This is a genomic window from Halalkalibaculum roseum, from assembly GCF_011059145.1.
Classification (GTDB): Bacteria; Bacteroidota; Rhodothermia; order Balneolales; family Balneolaceae; genus Halalkalibaculum; species Halalkalibaculum roseum.
In genome coordinates this window covers 635,271-652,969 of sequence record NZ_JAALLT010000003.1, presented here as the reverse complement: position 1 = coordinate 652,969, position 17,699 = coordinate 635,271, and the positions used below count along the sequence as shown (strand labels likewise).

Genomic DNA, 17,699 nt, shown 5'->3' with positions numbered 1-17,699 from the left:
AGAAGTTAGCCTGTCTGCTGCACATTTACCGGTTTTCCCGCTATAATACCGGTTACAATTTTAAATACCGCTACAATAAATAGCAGCAAAAGTGGGATAAACCAGGTTCTGGTCAGGTCATGCAAGGCACCGAAGAGGGTAGGGCCGGTCGCAGCCAGCAGATACCCTATAGATTGTGCCATTCCTGAGAGTTCAGTGGCCGTTTCGGTATCATGTGTTCGCATTACGATAAACAATAGGGCAAGACCAAAACTTCCGCCAAGAGAAAATCCTATTAAGGAAGCCCAGAGTCCTACCAGGAAAGATTCAGGAAGCATGAGTCCGGCTATGCTCACCATCTCAAGAATAACCAGGTACCATACCAGTTTACGCTGATCACCGATTTTTTCAGCCCAGATCGGTACAATGAGTGTACCTAATACACCTGTTCCCTGAGAAAGAGACAAAAGCCATCCGGCTGTATTTTCATCAATACCCCGGTCCTGCAGAATTTCAGGCAACCAAGCCAGAACCACATAGAAAGCCAGTGACTGCAATCCCATGAAAAGAGCTACATTCCAGGCCAGTTTGGATTGGCCCAAATCACTGATTGATTCTAAAAATGTTTTGGCGTGTTTCGGCTTGGTCTGCCGGTTTAGCTGGGGCAACCATATCAGCAGAGCAGCCAGCGATAGCAATGCCCAAACACCCAGTGACCAGTGCCATCCCAGATTGAGGTCTTTTGCCAATGGTACGCTTACTCCGGCTGCCAGTGCGGCTCCCACACCTAGCATACTTGAATAGAGGCTGGTCATCAATCCCGTCTTTTCCGGGAAATCTCTTTTTACCAGGCTGGGTAATAGTACATTGCCAAAAGCAATACCGATACCTAGCAATAGTGTTCCTCCAAACAGGGCTAAATCGGAAGGAATAACTCGTAAACTGATTCCTATAGTCAATAATGAGAGTGCCAAGGCAATGGTCCCCTCAATGCCCATTCGCCTGGTGAATATCGAGGTGAACATGGAAACCACTCCGAAGGCAAGAAGTGGAAGAGTGGTGAGCAGCCCCAGCATAGTATTTGACAAACCGGTTGTATCACGGATGGCACTGATCAATGGACCAACACCGGCGAGTGCCGGACGCAGGTTGATAGCTATAAGAATGATACCGACAATAAGCAGAGCTCTATTTTGATTATGTTGTTGTTTTGCCGGCATCCATAAAATTTTGAGGGTTCGAATTCAGTGCGAGAAGGTAGTAAAGTTCATGCTCTCACAAAAATTGTTCGTATCTATTAGAGTGATAGAGTCAAACTGAATGGATAGGTTGCTGACTTATATAACTGACACGGAAAACAAAATGGTATCGTTACAATTACCGGTAGATACTGAATTGCCGCTTATAGAAATCAAGGTTCAGGCAGATAGCCAGCATCAGGGTGTTTGTCAGCAAGGCAGAACCGCCATAGCTAACGAAGGGAAGGGGTACACCGATAACAGGCAACAAACCTGTGGCACTTCCTACATTAATAAAGAAGTGAATGAAGTAGATGGTAGTCACGCCGACCATGACCATTTGTGCAAATGGATGTTTATGACTGCCGGCACTGTTAAGCAGTTTCAATATGAGCGCCAGAAAGAGGAGCGTCACAAAGGAGGCACCGATAAACCCGAATTCTTCACCGATAACACAGAATATGAAGTCGGTCCACTGTTCTGGAAGAAAGCGTAACTGTGTCTGTGTTCCTTCCATGAATCCCTTTCCATAAAGCCCTCCGGATCCAATAGCTGTCTTAGCCTGAATCACATTCCAGCCGGCACCCTGTGGGTCAAAAGCGGGATTGGTAAATGCTTCAATCCTTGCCCGCTGGTGCGGTTGTAACACCTCGGTAAGTGCTACCTGCATGCCAATGATCACCATAAGTCCGAATACAAATGATGCAAAGGTAAGCCAGGTACGCCGCTGAATGAAGAAAATGGCAAAGGTAAGTATGATAGCTGCCAGCAGACCCCAGTACCAGTTAATGATGGTTAGGTAACCTATTATTGCCGGTGATATCATAAACAGAGAGACGCCGTACGGGAGTCCCGACCAGAACAGCATTACGGGTATCAGTCCAAAGAACACAATAGCTGTACCTGTATCATTTTGCAGTACCACCAGGATAGCTGGAACTGCAATAAGGATAACTGCTGTAAGCGCGTGTCGCAGATTCTCAGTGGATATGTTTCGCTGGCTTGTCAGGTAGTTTGCGACGGCCAGCACTGTTGCCACCTTCATTAGCTCACTTACCTGGAAATTCATGGGACCGATATCCAGCCAGCTGCGAGCGCCATTAACCTCCCTTCCAAAAAATAGCGTAACGACCATCAAAATCAGGCAAATTGCATAGAAGATATAGGATCCTTCCATGAAAGTGCGAGGTGTTACAAATTGAATTCCTATTAAAACCACTATAGCAAGACCGAAAGCGATCAGCTGTTTGGTAAAGTTGACCTGTATATATTCAGGGAGAAATTCAGCTACGGGTCCCTGCGTGGCGCTATAAATGGCCACCAGACCTACTATAATAAGACCGACCCACAAGAAAACAAGAGGCCAGCTGAAGTCTCTCATCTTGTTATTCATTCGGGGTATCTATATCTGTTGTGGTTTCTGTGGTCGTGGTTACTGTTGAATCCTGCTCGGTAGTCTCCTCGTCATCCGAAGAGTTGCTGTCACGAGGTTCAAAATTTTTCACGTAATCGTAAACGTAGTTTCTTTTAATCTTGCCCGAGATATATTTTTCTATTAGCAGAGATGCTATTGGTACGGCTGATATTGATCCATACCCCGCATTTTCTACCAGTACGGCAACCGCAATTTGCGGATTATCTAAAGGAGCAAATCCGATAAACCAACCGTGATCACGCCCGTGCGGATTCTGGGCAGTTCCCGTTTTGCCGGCAATAGCAATACTATCGAGTTTGGCATACCAACGGCTGCTCCCGTCTGTGACCACCCTTCGCATACCATCTTTAACAATGCTCAATTCGTAGGGGTCCACCCATTCGATTTTCTTTTTTTCTGTCTGGGTAAATCTGACAGTACCGTCACTTTCACGGATACTTTGTACTATGTGAGGCTGTAAACTGTAGCCTCCATTTGCTATTTCAGCTGCCACCAACGCCATCTGTAAAGGCGATACCGACATAAAACCCTGACCGACACCCAAACTCAACATATCGCCGATGCCCCATTTGCCCTCTCCCAGAACGCGATTCAGGTAGGTACTGTCAGGCAGAATTCCTGCCGATTCGTAGGGAAGGTCAATATTGTTTGTTTTTCCCAGACCAAAATCGGAGGCGAGGTCGTTCCAGCGATTGATGCTTCGTTTTGTTACCATATTATCCATCAGCCAGAAAAAGAAGGTATTGCTGGATTGCTCCAGTGCTTTACCGACATCGTATTTCCCGGGATCAGCAAGATCATTATAACGCCGTCCGCGGTAATAGTACCCCGGATTGTTTATCTCAGTATTGGCATTGATGAGTCCCATTTCCATACCCATCAGGGCCATCAGCGGCTTGAATGTAGAGCCCGGAGGCTGACGTGAAGAGATCGCTCGATTATATAAGGGTTTGGTAGAATCGGTATTTATGGACTGCCAGTAGGTGCTATCAATCCGACCCGACAACTTTCTGGGTTCATATTGCGGTGCACTGACCAAGGATAGTACGGCTCCGTCATTGGGGTCGAGCGCTACCACTGCACCGCTTTTACCTTCCATCAGATCTTCTGCCATTATCTGAAGATCGGCATCAATGGTGGTTATGAGGTCGCTACCTTTTTCCGGCGACTCATCAATACTTCCGTTCTGGTAAGAGCCCATTGACTGACCCATTGCATTGATCTTGATATACTCAATACCGATTTCACCTCTTAACCTATCTTCATAAACCAGCTCAAGTCCGCTCTTGCCAATTTTATCACCCAGGTTGTAGGAATCTTTTTCAAGGTATTCTTTTTCTGAAACTTCACGCAAGTAGCCCAGTACATGCGAAGCTTTTAAGCTATCAATCGGGTAATGGCGCTTGCTCTCTATTTGATGTTCTATTCCCGGTAGCCGCCATATGTTTTCCTGTATGAGAGAAAATGTTTTAAAATCTACTTCCGTAAACAGTCTCGATGAGCGATACCAGGAGTATTCCCTGGCTTCCTTTACACGCTTTTCTACCTCTTCGACAGGTACGCCAATGATTTCTGCCAGTTTTGGTGTATTCTCATTATCGTAATTGGCAGGAGTAATGGTGATGGAATAGATAGGTTCATTATCCACCATCAGGCGGCCTTTGCGGTCATAGATCAAACCTCTGGCGGGATTGACAATTTCCTGACGAAGCGAATTTTTACGGCTGAGCGGGCTATAGGTATCGTGCTCTACAATCTGCAGCTGCACCAGTCTCCCCAAAATAATCAGACCAAGCGTAAGCATGCTCACCTGGAGCACTCGAATAGAAGTGCGGATACGCTGTTTGGAATTGTGCTTCATCGGGTAATTTAACTGGTTCGGAAAAGGTAGATAAAACTACCAACGATCGCCGTATAGATGCTATTGCCTGCCAGCTGCCTCCAGAACATCAGCTCGGCAGAGTATTGTTCAACAAAACTATTCAGGCCTAAAAATATCAAGTTATGGGCCAATGTTATCAATAAGATGCTTAGAAAGACCTGTCCAAGCAGTAATCTAATTTCTTTTGTCTTAGGTATTATATTAAATGCCGAGAAAACAATCAGAGTTTTTGAGAACATATTCAAACCCCAAAGATCAAGAAAGGCATCCTGGAAAAAACCAAGCAGAGCTGCCATTATGATACTTGAGGTTCTGTCTCTCTGCGTCATATACCAAATGAGGTATATGAGTACCATGTCTGCCTGCATCTCGTAAATCTTGAGATGTCTGAAGAGCACGATCTGTAGTGCCACGAATCCTAAGCCAATACCGAAGTCTTTAAGGTGCCTAAGATTCATTCAAGAAGATCCTCAAATTCTTCGTTTAGATTTTGAACGGTCGTATCCGGTGTAAATTTCACAACAAAACCTTTGGCAATATCAAAAAGGTTTACAAATGGGCGGACATAGATATTTTGTGTTTCTTTTCCCTGCTGCGGCTCAACACGCACCACGGTGCCAATTGGAATATCCGGCGGATAATTGTTGCTGTAGCCTGACGTAACAACTACTTCTCCCGAGTCTACAGGAATTGTCTGAGGAACATAGTTCAGCTGTAGCTCATAAATACTTTCCCCATCCCAGGATACAATTCCATATGCGTTGGAATTCTGAAGTTTAGCACTGACCTTAAATAAGGTGTTCAGATAGGGCATCACCTGGGAATAGCCATGCGCGGTAAGAATAACCTTGCCAACCAGCCCTTCGGCAGACACCACAGGCATACCTTCTTCGATTTCGTTTTCGGTACCCGCATCAATAGTCAAGGAGTTGTTTATTTGATTAAACTCTTTGCCAACGATACGAATGGGATATAAGCTGAGATTGCTGGTTCGTGTAAATTCAAGCAGTGAGCGCAATTCACGATTTTCCTGTTCCGCGGCTCGCAGTCTGCTTAACTCATCCAGCAGAAGTACATTTTGCTTTCGAAGATAGGTATTGGTTTTAAGCGCCTGTCGATATACCCTAATATTAGAAAGCGGTTCTTCAAGATAGCTGAAAAGCGTGATAGAAGCTTTACGAAGGTTGTTGATTCCGCCTTGGTATCTCCCGGCCATTAAGACCATTGCTATGATCAGCAGAAATGCTGTCAACAGCTGGTCTTTGGCATCTGTTATTCGGGGTAAACGAAATCGCATTTACTCATCTCTCTTTAGGTTACAACCGTACGGTAATAGTCCAGGTCCTCGAGTATGGCACCGGTTCCTCTAACGACGGCAGTCAACGGGTCTTCGGCAATGTGTACCGGCAGATCGGTGGTTTCCATAATAAGTTTGTCCAGGTTTTTCAGCAGGGCACCGCCTCCGGTGAGCATGATGCCTCGGTCGAGTATATCAGCCGAAAGTTCGGGAGGAGTTTGCTCAAGTGATTTCGTGATGGACTCAACAATAGTGTTCACCGATTCCGAGATAGCTTCCCGTACATCTTTTGAAGTAACATGCCGGGTTCGGGGTACCCCGTTAACCAGGTCACGCCCTTTGGTGACCATATCAATTTCTTCATCCAGCGGTGCTGCAGAACCGATCTCGCACTTGATATTTTCTGCCGTTCGTTCACCTATCAAAAGGTTGTGATTGCGTCGAAAATAATTGATGATATCTTCATTGAGTTCATCACCGCCAAGTCGCACCGATTGTGCATAGACAATACCTGAAAGTGCGATGACTGCTATCTCCGTGGTTCCCCCGCCTATATCAACAATCATATTTCCGATCGGTTCATGAACATTCAAACCGATTCCAATAGCAGCTGCCATGGGTTCGTCAACCAGGTAAACCTCCTTGGCCCCGGCATGCTCGGCGCTGTCGCGTACCGCCCTTCGTTCTACCTCGGTAATACCGCTGGGTACGCAAACCACCATCTGCCGAGTACTGGAATACCACTTCATTTTAACCTTATTGATCATCCCGCGGATCATCTGCTCGGCTACTTCAAAATCAGCTATTACACCGTCGCGAAGCGGTCGAACCGTTCGAATATTTTTATGCGTCTTTTCGTGCATCAACCGGGCTTCATGACCGGTAGCAACCGGCTCGTCTTGCATATTGAGTGCAACAATAGAGGGTTCATTAAGTACGATGCCTTCGTCTCTTGAATAGATAAGGGTATTGGCTGTCCCCAAATCAATGGCAATGTCCGTGTACATCCAATCGAACAATCCCTTTTTGGTCTGTCCCTTCTTCTGTTTAGTTGTAGTATAATTCATGTTGGCTGCTTACTTAGGGGTGCTAAATAGCTTATAGATTATTTGCAAATTTTAGGAATGAAAATACAATATTGTGAATCTATTTGCGAATTAATGGATAAAATCCTTAAACGCAAATAATCCGTTTTTCAATTAGTGACGAAAGTGTCTTTTACCGGTAAATACCATCGTCATATTATGCTTGTTTGCGGCTTCAATAACTTCTTCATCTCGGATACTTCCGCCGGGCTGAATGACTGATGTTGCTCCTGCCTCTGCCGCCGCTTCGACACCATCTGCAAATGGGAAAAAGGCATCGGAGGCAATAGCAGTACCCTCCAGTTTCAAACCTTCCTGCTTGGCTTTAGCGATTGCAATTTCAGAGGATTCCACCCTGCTTGTCTGTCCGGTACCGATGCCGATCGTCTGGCCGTCGCGGGCATAAACAATAGCATTTGACTTAACATGCTTCACGACTTTCCATGCAAAAAGTAGGTCTTTTTTCTCCTGCTGTGTTGGTTTGCGTTTTGTAACCGTTTTAAATTCATCAAAATCAATAGCCGTGATATCGGCTTCCTGGCTCAGTGCACCACCGAAGATGGATTTAAATTGCCTGTTCCCACTTACATTAACCTGTTTTTTGATACGAATGAGACGCCGGTTTTTCTTTTGGGTCAGCAGCTCTTTGGCCTCCGGGGAGTAGGAGGGAGCGATGATAATCTCGGTAAAGATTTCATCAATCGCTTTAGCTATGTCGATATCCAGCTCCCTATTGACAGTAACAATTCCTCCAAAGGGTGACATAGTATCCGTGGCAAATGCTTTGCGCCAGGCGGTTGCAAGTGTGTCATCTGTGGCAATACCGCAGGGTACAGTGTGTTTGAATATGGCACAGGTAGGATCGGAATCCTGAAAGTCGGCAATTAAATTCAATGCGGCATCTACATCCAGGAAATTATTGTAGCTCAGCTGCTTTCCATGGAAACAATCTATAAATTCATTTTGGTGTCCATATACCGCTGCTTTTTGATGAGGATTTTCTCCATATCTTAAATCTTGTGATTTCGGTAGTGAAATATTGAGTTGCGAAGGGGTCTCCTCTCCGGTGAGCGTATTAAAGTAATTCGCAATATGGGCATCATACTCGGCGGTATGATTAAATGCTCGACGTGCAAGATCCCTGCGCAGGTTGAAGCTGATATCTTTTTTGTCTTTTAGTTCACTTCCGAAGGCTTCGTACTGTTCGGGAGAAGTAAGCACACATACATGAGTAAAATTCTTTGCAGCAGCCCTAATCATGGTTGGGCCACCGATGTCAATATTTTCAGTAGCAATAGCAGGAGTGGAGCCCGGTTTATCAATAGTTTCTTTGAAAGGGTACAGGTTTACAACCACGAGCTCGATGGGTTCAATACCCAGTTCCTGTATTTCATCTATATCCGGCTGATGACTGGTTCTTGCCAACAAGCCCCCATGAATTCTGGGGTGTAAGGTTTTCACCCGACCGTCCAGGCACTCTTCAAAACCGGTAATTTCGGAAACATCCTTGACCGGTATTCCCGCCTCTCTGATTTTCTGTGCTGTTCCACCGGTTGAGATAAGTTCAACATTTTGTTCATGCAGCGTACGGGCGAGCGGGATCAATCCTGATTTATCGGAAACCGATAATAGCGCACGATTAATTTTTAATGGTTTTTGAGGGAGTTCAGAAAGGGGTTGTAAAGACACAGTTAATTATATGTTTTTGGATTCAATTCATTAATCATTTCGTCGACAACTTTGGTGAGTAGCTCATGTTCTTTTTCTAGAACCCGCTTGGCGAGGCTTTCTGGATTGTCTGAGCTTTTTACAGGCACTTTGATCTGACCCAGAACAGGACCTTTATCGTATTCTTCGGTTACCAGGTGTACAGTACAGCCTGTCTCATTTTCATTATTCTCAAGAACGGCTTCGTGTACCTTGATCCCGTAAAATCCTTTTCCTCCATATTTTGGCAGGAGAGAAGGATGGATGTTTATTATTCTTCCTGAATATTCTTCAATAATTTCTACAGGTACCTTGATCATGTATCCTGCCAGGACGATCAGGTCGGTTTCCCACTCTTCCAATTTTGTTAAGAGAGATTGAATGTAGTCCTTCTGAGTTCTAAAAGAAGAAGGCTTTGCAGTGAAGGTGTCGATATCGTGTTTGTGAGCTCTTTCCAGTGCCTGTATACCCGATTTATTGGTAACCAATCCGGTGATCCGTGCATTGATTTTGCCGGATTCAATCGCATCAATAAGAGCTTGGAAATTTGTCCCGGAACCGGAAGCAAAAACGACGATGTGCTTCAAAAAAGGAGTTGATGGTTTGATTATGAGCTTGTTCGGGCGCAAAGATACGTAAAAATAAATAGATTTTAAGGGCTATTTACCTGATATGATCTGCATCTTTGTTTTCGAACCATACCAGTGTTTCCCTCCATAGAGTCTCTCTAAACCGCTCCTTGAAGAAACCGAAATGACCTATACTTTTTGCTTTAATATTTGCAGGCTCAATTTCTCTCCTAGTTTCGGTTGCCTGTTCGTATTTGGCTAGCAGGGCATCAACCGATGCCTCAGGTGCGAACAGTTTATCATCACTGAAATGGTAAGAGAGCAAGGGTTTATCAAGTTTTCTATAGAGCGAGGTGTCTAGACCAAGGTCATCATTGAAGAGGTAATCCTTAGTCTTGCCCCACTTCGACCACTGTTCGGCTACTCCGTTAGGTAGATTGAGTGATGAGATGCCCATCTTTCTGGTCGGCAGGTAATCAAAGAAAGGCACCATGAAGGAGATAGTTTGCCAGGTCATGAGAACTCCATAGCTCAACGGCCACGGCCAAAGCCTCCAGTAGCCCAACTGACAAGCTACGAAAGCAATGCGATCAATTTCAGTGCATGAGGGTGCCAGACCCAAAAGTTGGCCACCGCAGCTATGACCCATATATAACAGCCTTTTGCTATTCAGTTTATCCAAAGCATATTTCAGAGCTGCTTCAATATCAAATTTTCCCCACTCATCCATAGTCATCTCTGATCCTGAACGAGCTACCTTGCGTGATTCATATATTCCGCGATAATCGAAGGTAATCACTGAGAAGCCTTTGGAAGCTAAAAAACCGGCAAACTTGAAGTAGAAGTATCGGGGAACGCCCAAAGCTGAAGCAATGACCAGAACATCGCCGTTTGTTTCTGAGGATGGCTCAAATAAGGTTGCAGTCAGGCGTAATCCGTCACCGGTTTGTAAAGTGAGCGATTTTTTATTTATCGCATCCAAAAGGTGTCAGGTTACGTCAGCTAGTACGGGTATCGGAGGTTCTGAACACGTAGTAGTTGTTGAGGCTCCAGCTGACCTGATTGATAGTGATCTTAATGGTCGTGGCAATTGGTATAGCAATGAGCATGCCTAGTATACCGGCCGTTTCGGCACCTATCATGATGATAAAGAGGATAGCGACCGGATGAATGTCAGCAGATCGAGAAAATATCAGCGGCTGGAAAACCACATTATCCAGAAGCTGTACAAAGAGGATAGCAATAATACAGGGGAGCACCAGTGAAAAGTCACCGATTTCAATGATCGAAACGATGATGGAAAGTATATAGCCGATTATCGGACCGAAATAGGGGATGGTGTTAGCCAAACCCACGGCAATTCCAACCGATAGTGCATTTTCCAGTCCAACTATGGTGAGTGCAAGCCAGGACGAAAAAGCAACCAGGATACTCTGAAGCAACACGCTTCGAAAATAAACGCCCAGACGTGTTTCAATCTTGTCAATCAGACTGAGGGCCGTTTCAAAATATTTGTTAGGTACCAGTTTCAGTATATCCCGGCGTATTTTGCTGCCGTCTTTTAGAAAAAAGAAGGTGGCAAAAGGTATTACCAGGAATGCAGCAAAAAGGTTTGTAAATATGCCAATGATATTACTTAAGGCTGAGGGCAGCTGTCCGACATCCAGCAGGTTTTCGACGACCTGGGTAAGATTGTCACGTAGAAAGCCTTCGGGCAAAAAGGTAAACTCCTGGGTGAGCCGGTTTTCAATTTGCGAAGCAATATTTTGAATATTCTGGATGTTCAGCTGTCCGGCCAGTTCCACCATCTGGTTTGCAACAATCGGTATGATATTCGTTGAGATCCAAACCAGCAACAGAATGAGGGTACTTAGTGTAAGCGTAATGGCTAGCGTGCGATTTAATCCCCCAGCCTGCATTTTACTGACTATAGGATCCAGAATGTAGGTGAGTATTATCGCAATGATGGCATAACCTACCAGTGTGCCGTAGTTGTAGAGCAACAGGCTTACCAGTGTAAGCCCCGCAAAACCGACAATAAATCGTACTACTTTTTCTAGCGTAATATTTCTCATTCAGACACCATATCCATCAGTTCATCCATGTGCTTAAAGATACTGTTGGGTTTAAACCCCTTTCTGTTGAGATAATCAAATATCTTCTTCTTTCGTTTTAGCAGATTCTCCTCTTTCAAAAATCGTCTTTTCCGCTTTAAAACCAAATTTTTATAGGTTTCCTTAAGCTCTACATCTTCAAAGTAATTGGCAATGGATTTCTCAATGATATGTGAAGAGATCCCTTTCTTATACAGATGAGCTTTAATTTTTGATGGTCCCCACTGATTCAGGTTAAATTTATCTGCAGTAAACTTTTCAGCAAAACTCTCTTCATTGATATATCCCTTTTCTTCCAACTCATCAAGAATGGTTATGACCACTTCTTCGGGATAGTCTTTCTTCCGGGCCTTGGTAAGCAGCTCCTTACGTGCATGGTCACGTCTGCCGAGCAGTTTCAGAATATAGGATTTGATGGCAAAACGACCCTCCTCACGCTGTATCTTTTGGAACAACTGGGGAGTAACCTCAACGCCCTTTGCCAGTTTCAGGTCGATGAGCGTAGATTCAGAAACCCCGACCAGAAAACCTTCTTCGACATAAATTGAGTACCGCTCCTTATTTTTCTTTTGGACGGATATCGAAGTTATCCTGGCCGGAAGTTCTTGATTAGGTTCAACAGGCAATATTAATCGTCACTTTCTTCTGCTTTTTCGTCGTCATCTTCCGACTTGCCGGCTTTCTTCTTTTCAGAACCGCTGTCATCGGGATTCATCTCAGCGCGTATCGTCTCCTCAATTTGTTCAGTAAGTTCAGGATCCGATTCGAGGAATTCTATGGCATTGTCACTACCCTGACCGATTGGTTCACCGTCGTATCGGTACCAGCTGCCTCTTTTCTCTATGATGTCGAACTCAACAGCAAGGTCAAGTAGTTCGGCAATGCGGGAGATTCCTTTGCCGTACATGATATTGAATTCCACAACCTTGAAAGGCGGTGCAACCTTGTTTTTAACCACCTTAACTTTGGTGCGGTTACCGACCACTTCATCCCCCTGCTTCAGGGAGCCGATCCTGCGGATATCCATACGAACAGAAGAGTAGAACTTCAGTGCTCGTCCGCCGGAAGTGGTTTCCGGGTTGCCGAACATAACGCCAATTTTCTCACGAATCTGGTTGATAAAAATACAGGAGGTTCGTGTCTTGCTGATGATACCGGTGATTTTACGCATCGCCTGTGACATCAGTCGTGCCTGCAGACCCATGTGTGAGTCACCCATTTCACCTTCCAGTTCGGCACGTGGTACCAGGGCGGCAACAGAGTCAATAACAATAACGTCGAGTGCCGCAGAGCGGATAAGAGTTTCAGTAATTTCAAGTGCCTGCTCCCCGCTGTCGGGCTGGGAAATGATCAGCTCATCGGTATTGATTCCCAGGTTCTTGGCATATTTCGGATCAAAAGCGTGCTCGGCGTCGACGAACGCTGCATACCCGCCGGCCTTTTGGGCTTCGGCGATGACGTGCATGGCCAGCGTTGTTTTACCGCTGGCTTCAGGTCCGTAGATCTCGGTGATACGACCGCGAGGCACCCCACCAACTCCAAGAGCATAATCGACCATGATGGAGCCGGTGGAAATGGCATCGACATTGTTGATGGCTTCATCGCCCAGCCGCATGATGGTTCCTTTGCCATGCTGCTTTTCAATCTGGCCGATGGCCATATCGAGCGCTTTTTCTCTATCGTTGTTATCTGACATATGGGTAGTGTTTGAGGTTCTTTTAAATTCGTTTGGGTGAATATATTAATTTAAGCTGACAACATCGTGTCACCCGTCCTAATAAATGGCAAAAAAGCTATTCATTTTATTATTCTTTTGATCCCATGTTTAAGTAGGGTGACATTAAAGTTTATAAGAAGACCTAACTTGTAATTACCTAGTTTTAAATAGGTCAGTAGTTGTGCGATATGTACATCAGTAAAACTTTCAACACTTTTAATTTCAACAACTACCTTTTCTTCTACTAATAAATCCATTCGATAACCGTGATCAAGATGTACATCTTTATAAATAATAGGCATTGGAACTTCTTCTCGAATTTTAAAACCCTTTCTATTCAATTCATAAAAGATGCATCTTTGGTACGCTGATTCTAGAAGGCCCGGCCCAAGTTTTCTATGAACTTCAATGGCAGCTCCAATTATGCTATCAGTGATATCATTTAGTTTCAAGTTTGTCTCCGTTAAACTCTGTGGATACTCTGAGCAACTCAGTGCTACTACTGTTACACAGAGTTTCCAAGAGTTTGCACAGAGATGCTCAGAGCTTTTCTAGTAAGACCGCTGAGATAGATAAAACTTACATTAATTCTTCAGGTCTTTGACACTTTCTGCGAGGGCGTCGATGGCTTGTTCGATTTGGGCAGTGGTGGTGTAGGGCGCCGGACCGAGGCGTAAGATATCTCCACGGGCATCCGTGAATACATCCCTCTCCAACAGCGCCGCTCGAATCTCCCTGGCTTTCGGAGATTGCAGGGCCAGGAATCCGCCGTTGTCAGAAATAGGCTGGGTATGTCGCAAACGGATAATCTCCGGATCAAAGTGCCTCTCCTGAAACAACTTCCTTAACAGACCTACCTGTGCACGGTACTGGTTTTCCAGTGTTTCAGGACTAAGATCGTGCTCTCGGAAAAACTCCACCACTTTTGCCGCACGGAATTGAGAGGCGGGATCATGCGTCCCGGTAGCGAATCGCTGGTTTCCCTGGTCAAAAGAGACCGGTTGGTCGTCGCGTGGCTGATCGAGGGTACTGAAGGAGGCAAACCAGCCGGTAATGGCTGGACGCAGCTCACAATTTTTTGGGAATCTCAGGAAACAATTCCCTTCTCCCCACTGCAGGTATTTGTACCCACCGATCAGTATGAAAACATCATCAAGATTGTGCTCGCGCAGGGATAGGGGAGAAACGTTGGTGCCGTGATAATCGTCTATCAGCAGAGGGATCTCGTTGGCCCGGGCGATGTCAGCTATCTCATCAATGCGCCGGTTGATCAGACCCGTTTCAAAATAGACCCTTGACAGCATGATTGCTGAGGTTTGTTGGTCAATTTTGTTGCTGATATCACTGACAATATTCTCTGATTCTACATCGACCATCTCTACCTGTAGTCCCTCTTCCTCCAGTCGGTGCAACTGTCGGTACATGGAGTGAAATTCGGCATCCGTGGTAATTACTTTTGGCTTGTTCTTCAAGTCATAGCTTGAGAGCCAAGAGACGAGCAGGAGATGGGTGTTTTCTGCCAGACAGTAATATCCCTCAGGATCGTCATAGAAATTGCGAAGATATTCCCTTAATATTTCGGCTTTTTCGAATGCGGTATCCCATTTGGTGTCGACTTCCCGGGCCGCGGTGTAGAACGATTCTTCCAAACCTTCAAGGGCTACATCCGGCCAAGCCTGGTGGGAGTGCCCGGAAAAGAGCAGGCGATTGGATACGTCAAAGTGAGAATAGTGGGAAGCTAGTTTATTGGCTAATTGGTCTATTTCATTCATTTGGTCAAGGTTCTTTGAGTAACTTTGTGAGTCCTCTGTGCAGCTCTGTGTAACAGTTATTTCACAGAGTGACACAAAGATTACAGAGTTTCACAGAGTAAAAATTAGATCTCCGATCTTATCTCCCAGAGGTCGGGGAAGATTCTTTGGTGAAGGGTGCTTCTCAGGTAGCCGACGCCGTCTGATCCGCCGGTTCCCATTTTGTTGCCGATGGTTCGTTCAACCATCTTAACATGACGGTACCTCCACTCCTGCATACCTTCATCAAAGTCAACGAACAGTTCGCAAAGCATCGCCGTTTCGGGATCATTTTTCATAATTTCTATCAGGGTTTGCTGCAGCTTTTCATTGGAGTCATAAAGCAAACCGTTTTCATGTTTTCTTACTGGATCTTCCACCTCGTAGCCTTTTTGCTGCAGGTATGTACAAAAACTTTCCCAGAGCGTGGGTTCTTCCATTCTTTCTTCCATACGCTCCACATAGTCAGGCTGGTTGTCATGTACTTTCAGTATATGAGTAGATCTCAGTCCGCATAAAATCTCTACCTCCCGGAACTGCACAGATTGAAAACCACTGGCCTCATCCAAAAAACCTCTGAAGCTGTTGAACTCCAACGGCGTCATGGTTTCAAGGATGTCTACCTGGGCTACCATGGTTTTTAAGATGGTCAGCACACGGCGCATGGTTTTTACGGAATTCCATGTTTCTCCTCGATGCAGATCTTTCCTTAGCTTGTCGAATTCGTGAAGTATTTGTTTAAACCAGAGCTCGTAGGTTTGGTGGATGATGATAAAGAGCATCTCGTCATGCTCTTTTGTTTTGGATCGATATTCCTGCAGTGAGAGCAGCTCATCGATTTTCAGATAATTACTGTAGGTTAGTTTCATCAACAGGTCTTTTTTTAATACATTGCGTCATTCGGTAATGATAGGCAGAAATTTCTTCAGTCTCTATGCCTATCAACTTTTGCAGGTAGTGACGGAATTTGCTAAGATTTGACTCTGAAATCTAAAAGAAAAAAGGTGATCAATGAGTATTCTTATTGCTGACAGCGGGGCAACAAAAACAGAATGGTGTTTAAAAGGTGAGGACGGGATTACCAAAATAGCCACGGAAGGCTTGAATCCCTATTATCACACAACGGGTAGTATACAAAGTGTGGTGATGAACAGTCTCAAGCCAAAAGTTTCTTCCGATGAGGTTGAACATATCTATTTTTACGGCGCCGGATGTGACAGTGAAGAGAAGAAAGGCATTGTTCATGATGCATTAAAAAATCGCTTTAAAAAAGCCTCTATTCATGTCTATCACGATCTGCTTGGGGCGGCACGTGCTTGTTTTTTCCACGATGCAGGGATCGCATGTATCCTGGGAACCGGGTCGAATTCCTGCTTGTATGATGGGGAAAAGATTGTGAAACATATCCCGTCACTTGCCTTTATTTTAGGTGATGAAGGAAGCGCCGGGTACTTTGGCAAAAAGCTGATCAACAGCTATTTCCGTTATGAGATACCCGACGATCTGATCGATGATCTCGAAGAGAAATACGATATGTCACTCGATTATATCACCAAAGGATTATACGACAATCCACAAAAGAGTCGTTTTATAGCATCTTATGGGGCCTTCCTTGGGGAGCATCCCGACCATCCCTTTATTAAGAATATGCTGCATGAAGGTTTTGAGAACTTCATCACAAGGATAGTTATGAAATATCCTGACGCACAAAAATATGAGGTGCGTTTTATCGGATCTGTAGCCTCCGCTCACCAGGAAATGATAAAAGAGATTCTAAGGGAAAACGGCATGACACCCGGCTTGTTTGTTCGCAAACCTATGGACCGACTGGTTGAGTTTCACTCGGAATAATTAACAGTTTCTGAAATACGAAACTCAATGGTTCTAAAATTCGGATCTCTCAGTTAGGATCTGTTTGTCAATTGCAGTTTGCTGCCGGTTAATTCCATGAAATATTTCCTGTCTGAGAATTTAGTTTCTAAATAATAAATATCATGCTAGTCGATACCCATTGCCATATCTACCTGGAACAGTTTGAGGACGATTTAGATGAGGTCCTGGAGCGGGCCTCGAAAGCCGGAGTTACCAAGATTATTATGCCTGCAATCAATTTTGATTCGCTGGGCAAGATGGAAAGACTCAGCCATCCTTCCATATCTTTTTATAAAATGGCGGGCATTCATCCAACCGAAATCAATGAAGGTGTGCAAACTACGGATGAGGAATTGACTGACTACTGCAGTCGTGAGGATATACGAGCTGTTGGAGAGACCGGGTTGGACTACTACTGGAGCGACGAGTATAAGAAGGAGCAGAAAGAGAGTCTCATTATACATTGCACGGTAGCCAAATCTGTAGGAAAACCGGTCATTTTACACAACCGTGATAGCACTGAAGATATGCTGAATATCATTGAGGAGGAACAGGATGGCAATCTGGAGGGAATCTGGCATTGTTTCAATGGGACCGTAGAAGAGGGGAGACGGGCTATTGACCTTGGGTTATTATTGGGCATCGGTGGTGTGCTTACTTTTAAGAATGCCGGTGTCGACAAGTCTGTGGCAGAACTGCCCTTGGATAAAATGATACTCGAAACTGATGCCCCTTATCTTGCCCCGAGTCCAAAACGGGGAAAACGTAATGAACCGGCTTTTGTTAAATACACCGCCGAAAAACTGGCGAAAGTCATGGACAAATCTTTAGATGAAGTAGCCTCCCGCACCTCAAAAACCGCGCTGGATTTATTTGCCGTGGATTAGTAAAGGTTTTTAGCTGTGTTAAGCGTCCACGCTTAAGACTTTATTATTTCAAGCGTGGACGCTTAACACAGCATTTCATTTGATTTTTAAAATTCTATTCCGTGCAAATCCGTGGCAAAAAACTACG

Annotated in this window: 17 protein-coding genes; 2 read left to right on the top strand and 15 right to left on the bottom strand. The window is 44.9% G+C overall.

What is annotated here, in order from left to right:
* Nucleotides 1-5: 5 nt before the first annotated feature.
* The 15 genes from G3570_RS11285 to G3570_RS11215 all read right to left on the bottom strand — a co-directional run bounded on the left by G3570_RS11285 (nt 6) and on the right by G3570_RS11215 (nt 15,682).
* Nucleotides 6-1,199 (bottom strand): CynX/NimT family MFS transporter, encoded by a 1,194-nt coding sequence (locus tag G3570_RS11285; protein ID WP_165142334.1) that lies wholly within the window; start codon nt 1,197-1,199, stop codon nt 6-8.
* Nucleotides 1,200-1,356: 157 nt separating this feature from the next.
* The gene (rodA, locus tag G3570_RS11280) at nt 1,357-2,610 is read right to left on the bottom strand and encodes a rod shape-determining protein RodA (RefSeq protein WP_165142332.1); all 1,254 of its coding nucleotides are present in this window, start codon (nt 2,608-2,610) and stop codon (nt 1,357-1,359) included.
* Entirely contained in the window at nt 2,603-4,513 is a 1,911-nt protein-coding gene (gene mrdA / locus G3570_RS11275; protein WP_165142330.1) for a penicillin-binding protein 2, read from the bottom strand. Before mrdA ends, rodA begins: the two co-directional genes overlap by 8 nt.
* Nucleotides 4,514-4,521: 8 nt before the next feature.
* A complete protein-coding gene (mreD, locus tag G3570_RS11270) occupies nt 4,522-4,992 on the bottom strand; it encodes a rod shape-determining protein MreD (protein WP_165142328.1) in 471 nt (156 codons plus the stop codon).
* Nucleotides 4,989-5,831, bottom strand: coding sequence for a rod shape-determining protein MreC (gene mreC, locus G3570_RS11265; protein ID WP_249066989.1), 843 nt, complete (start codon nt 5,829-5,831; stop codon nt 4,989-4,991). Before mreC ends, mreD begins: the two co-directional genes overlap by 4 nt.
* A gap of 14 nt (nt 5,832-5,845) precedes the next feature.
* Nucleotides 5,846-6,898, bottom strand: a complete 1,053-nt coding sequence (locus tag G3570_RS11260) for a rod shape-determining protein (RefSeq protein ID WP_165142326.1) — start codon at nt 6,896-6,898, stop codon at nt 5,846-5,848.
* Nucleotides 6,899-7,030: 132 nt separating this feature from the next.
* Nucleotides 7,031-8,605: a bifunctional phosphoribosylaminoimidazolecarboxamide formyltransferase/IMP cyclohydrolase gene (gene purH / locus G3570_RS11255; protein ID WP_165142324.1), complete on the bottom strand. Its 1,575-nt coding sequence runs from the start codon at nt 8,603-8,605 to the stop codon at nt 7,031-7,033.
* A 2-nt stretch (nt 8,606-8,607) separates the two neighbouring features.
* Entirely contained in the window at nt 8,608-9,210 is a 603-nt protein-coding gene (gene purN / locus G3570_RS11250) for a phosphoribosylglycinamide formyltransferase (RefSeq protein WP_165142322.1), read from the bottom strand.
* A 76-nt stretch (nt 9,211-9,286) separates the two neighbouring features.
* Nucleotides 9,287-10,174 (bottom strand): alpha/beta hydrolase family protein, encoded by an 888-nt coding sequence (locus G3570_RS11245; RefSeq protein ID WP_165142320.1) that lies wholly within the window; start codon nt 10,172-10,174, stop codon nt 9,287-9,289.
* Nucleotides 10,175-10,190: 16 nt separating this feature from the next.
* A complete protein-coding gene (locus tag G3570_RS11240) occupies nt 10,191-11,267 on the bottom strand; it encodes an AI-2E family transporter (RefSeq protein ID WP_165142318.1) in 1,077 nt (358 codons plus the stop codon).
* Entirely contained in the window at nt 11,264-11,932 is a 669-nt protein-coding gene (locus G3570_RS11235; protein ID WP_165142316.1) for a regulatory protein RecX, read from the bottom strand. Before G3570_RS11235 ends, G3570_RS11240 begins: the two co-directional genes overlap by 4 nt.
* Nucleotides 11,933-11,934: 2 nt before the next feature.
* Nucleotides 11,935-13,002: a recombinase RecA gene (gene recA / locus G3570_RS11230; protein ID WP_165142314.1), complete on the bottom strand. Its 1,068-nt coding sequence runs from the start codon at nt 13,000-13,002 to the stop codon at nt 11,935-11,937.
* A 101-nt stretch (nt 13,003-13,103) separates the two neighbouring features.
* Nucleotides 13,104-13,475 (bottom strand): GxxExxY protein, encoded by a 372-nt coding sequence (locus G3570_RS11225; RefSeq protein WP_165142312.1) that lies wholly within the window; start codon nt 13,473-13,475, stop codon nt 13,104-13,106.
* Between the two features lie 132 nt (nt 13,476-13,607).
* Nucleotides 13,608-14,795 (bottom strand): aminotransferase class V-fold PLP-dependent enzyme, encoded by a 1,188-nt coding sequence (locus G3570_RS11220; protein ID WP_165142310.1) that lies wholly within the window; start codon nt 14,793-14,795, stop codon nt 13,608-13,610.
* 104 nt (nt 14,796-14,899) lie between these two features.
* A complete protein-coding gene (locus tag G3570_RS11215; RefSeq protein ID WP_165142308.1) occupies nt 14,900-15,682 on the bottom strand; it encodes a tryptophan 2,3-dioxygenase in 783 nt (260 codons plus the stop codon).
* Nucleotides 15,683-15,824: 142 nt separating this feature from the next.
* Here G3570_RS11215 and G3570_RS11210 point away from each other — a divergent pair, with 142 nt between their 5' ends.
* Entirely contained in the window at nt 15,825-16,664 is an 840-nt protein-coding gene (locus G3570_RS11210; protein ID WP_165142306.1) for a hypothetical protein, read from the top strand.
* 143 nt (nt 16,665-16,807) lie between these two features.
* Nucleotides 16,808-17,572 carry a TatD family hydrolase gene (locus G3570_RS11205; protein WP_165142304.1) on the top strand — a complete coding sequence of 255 codons (765 nt, stop codon included), beginning with the start codon at nt 16,808-16,810 and terminating at the stop codon, nt 17,570-17,572.
* Nucleotides 17,573-17,699 lie beyond the last annotated feature (127 nt).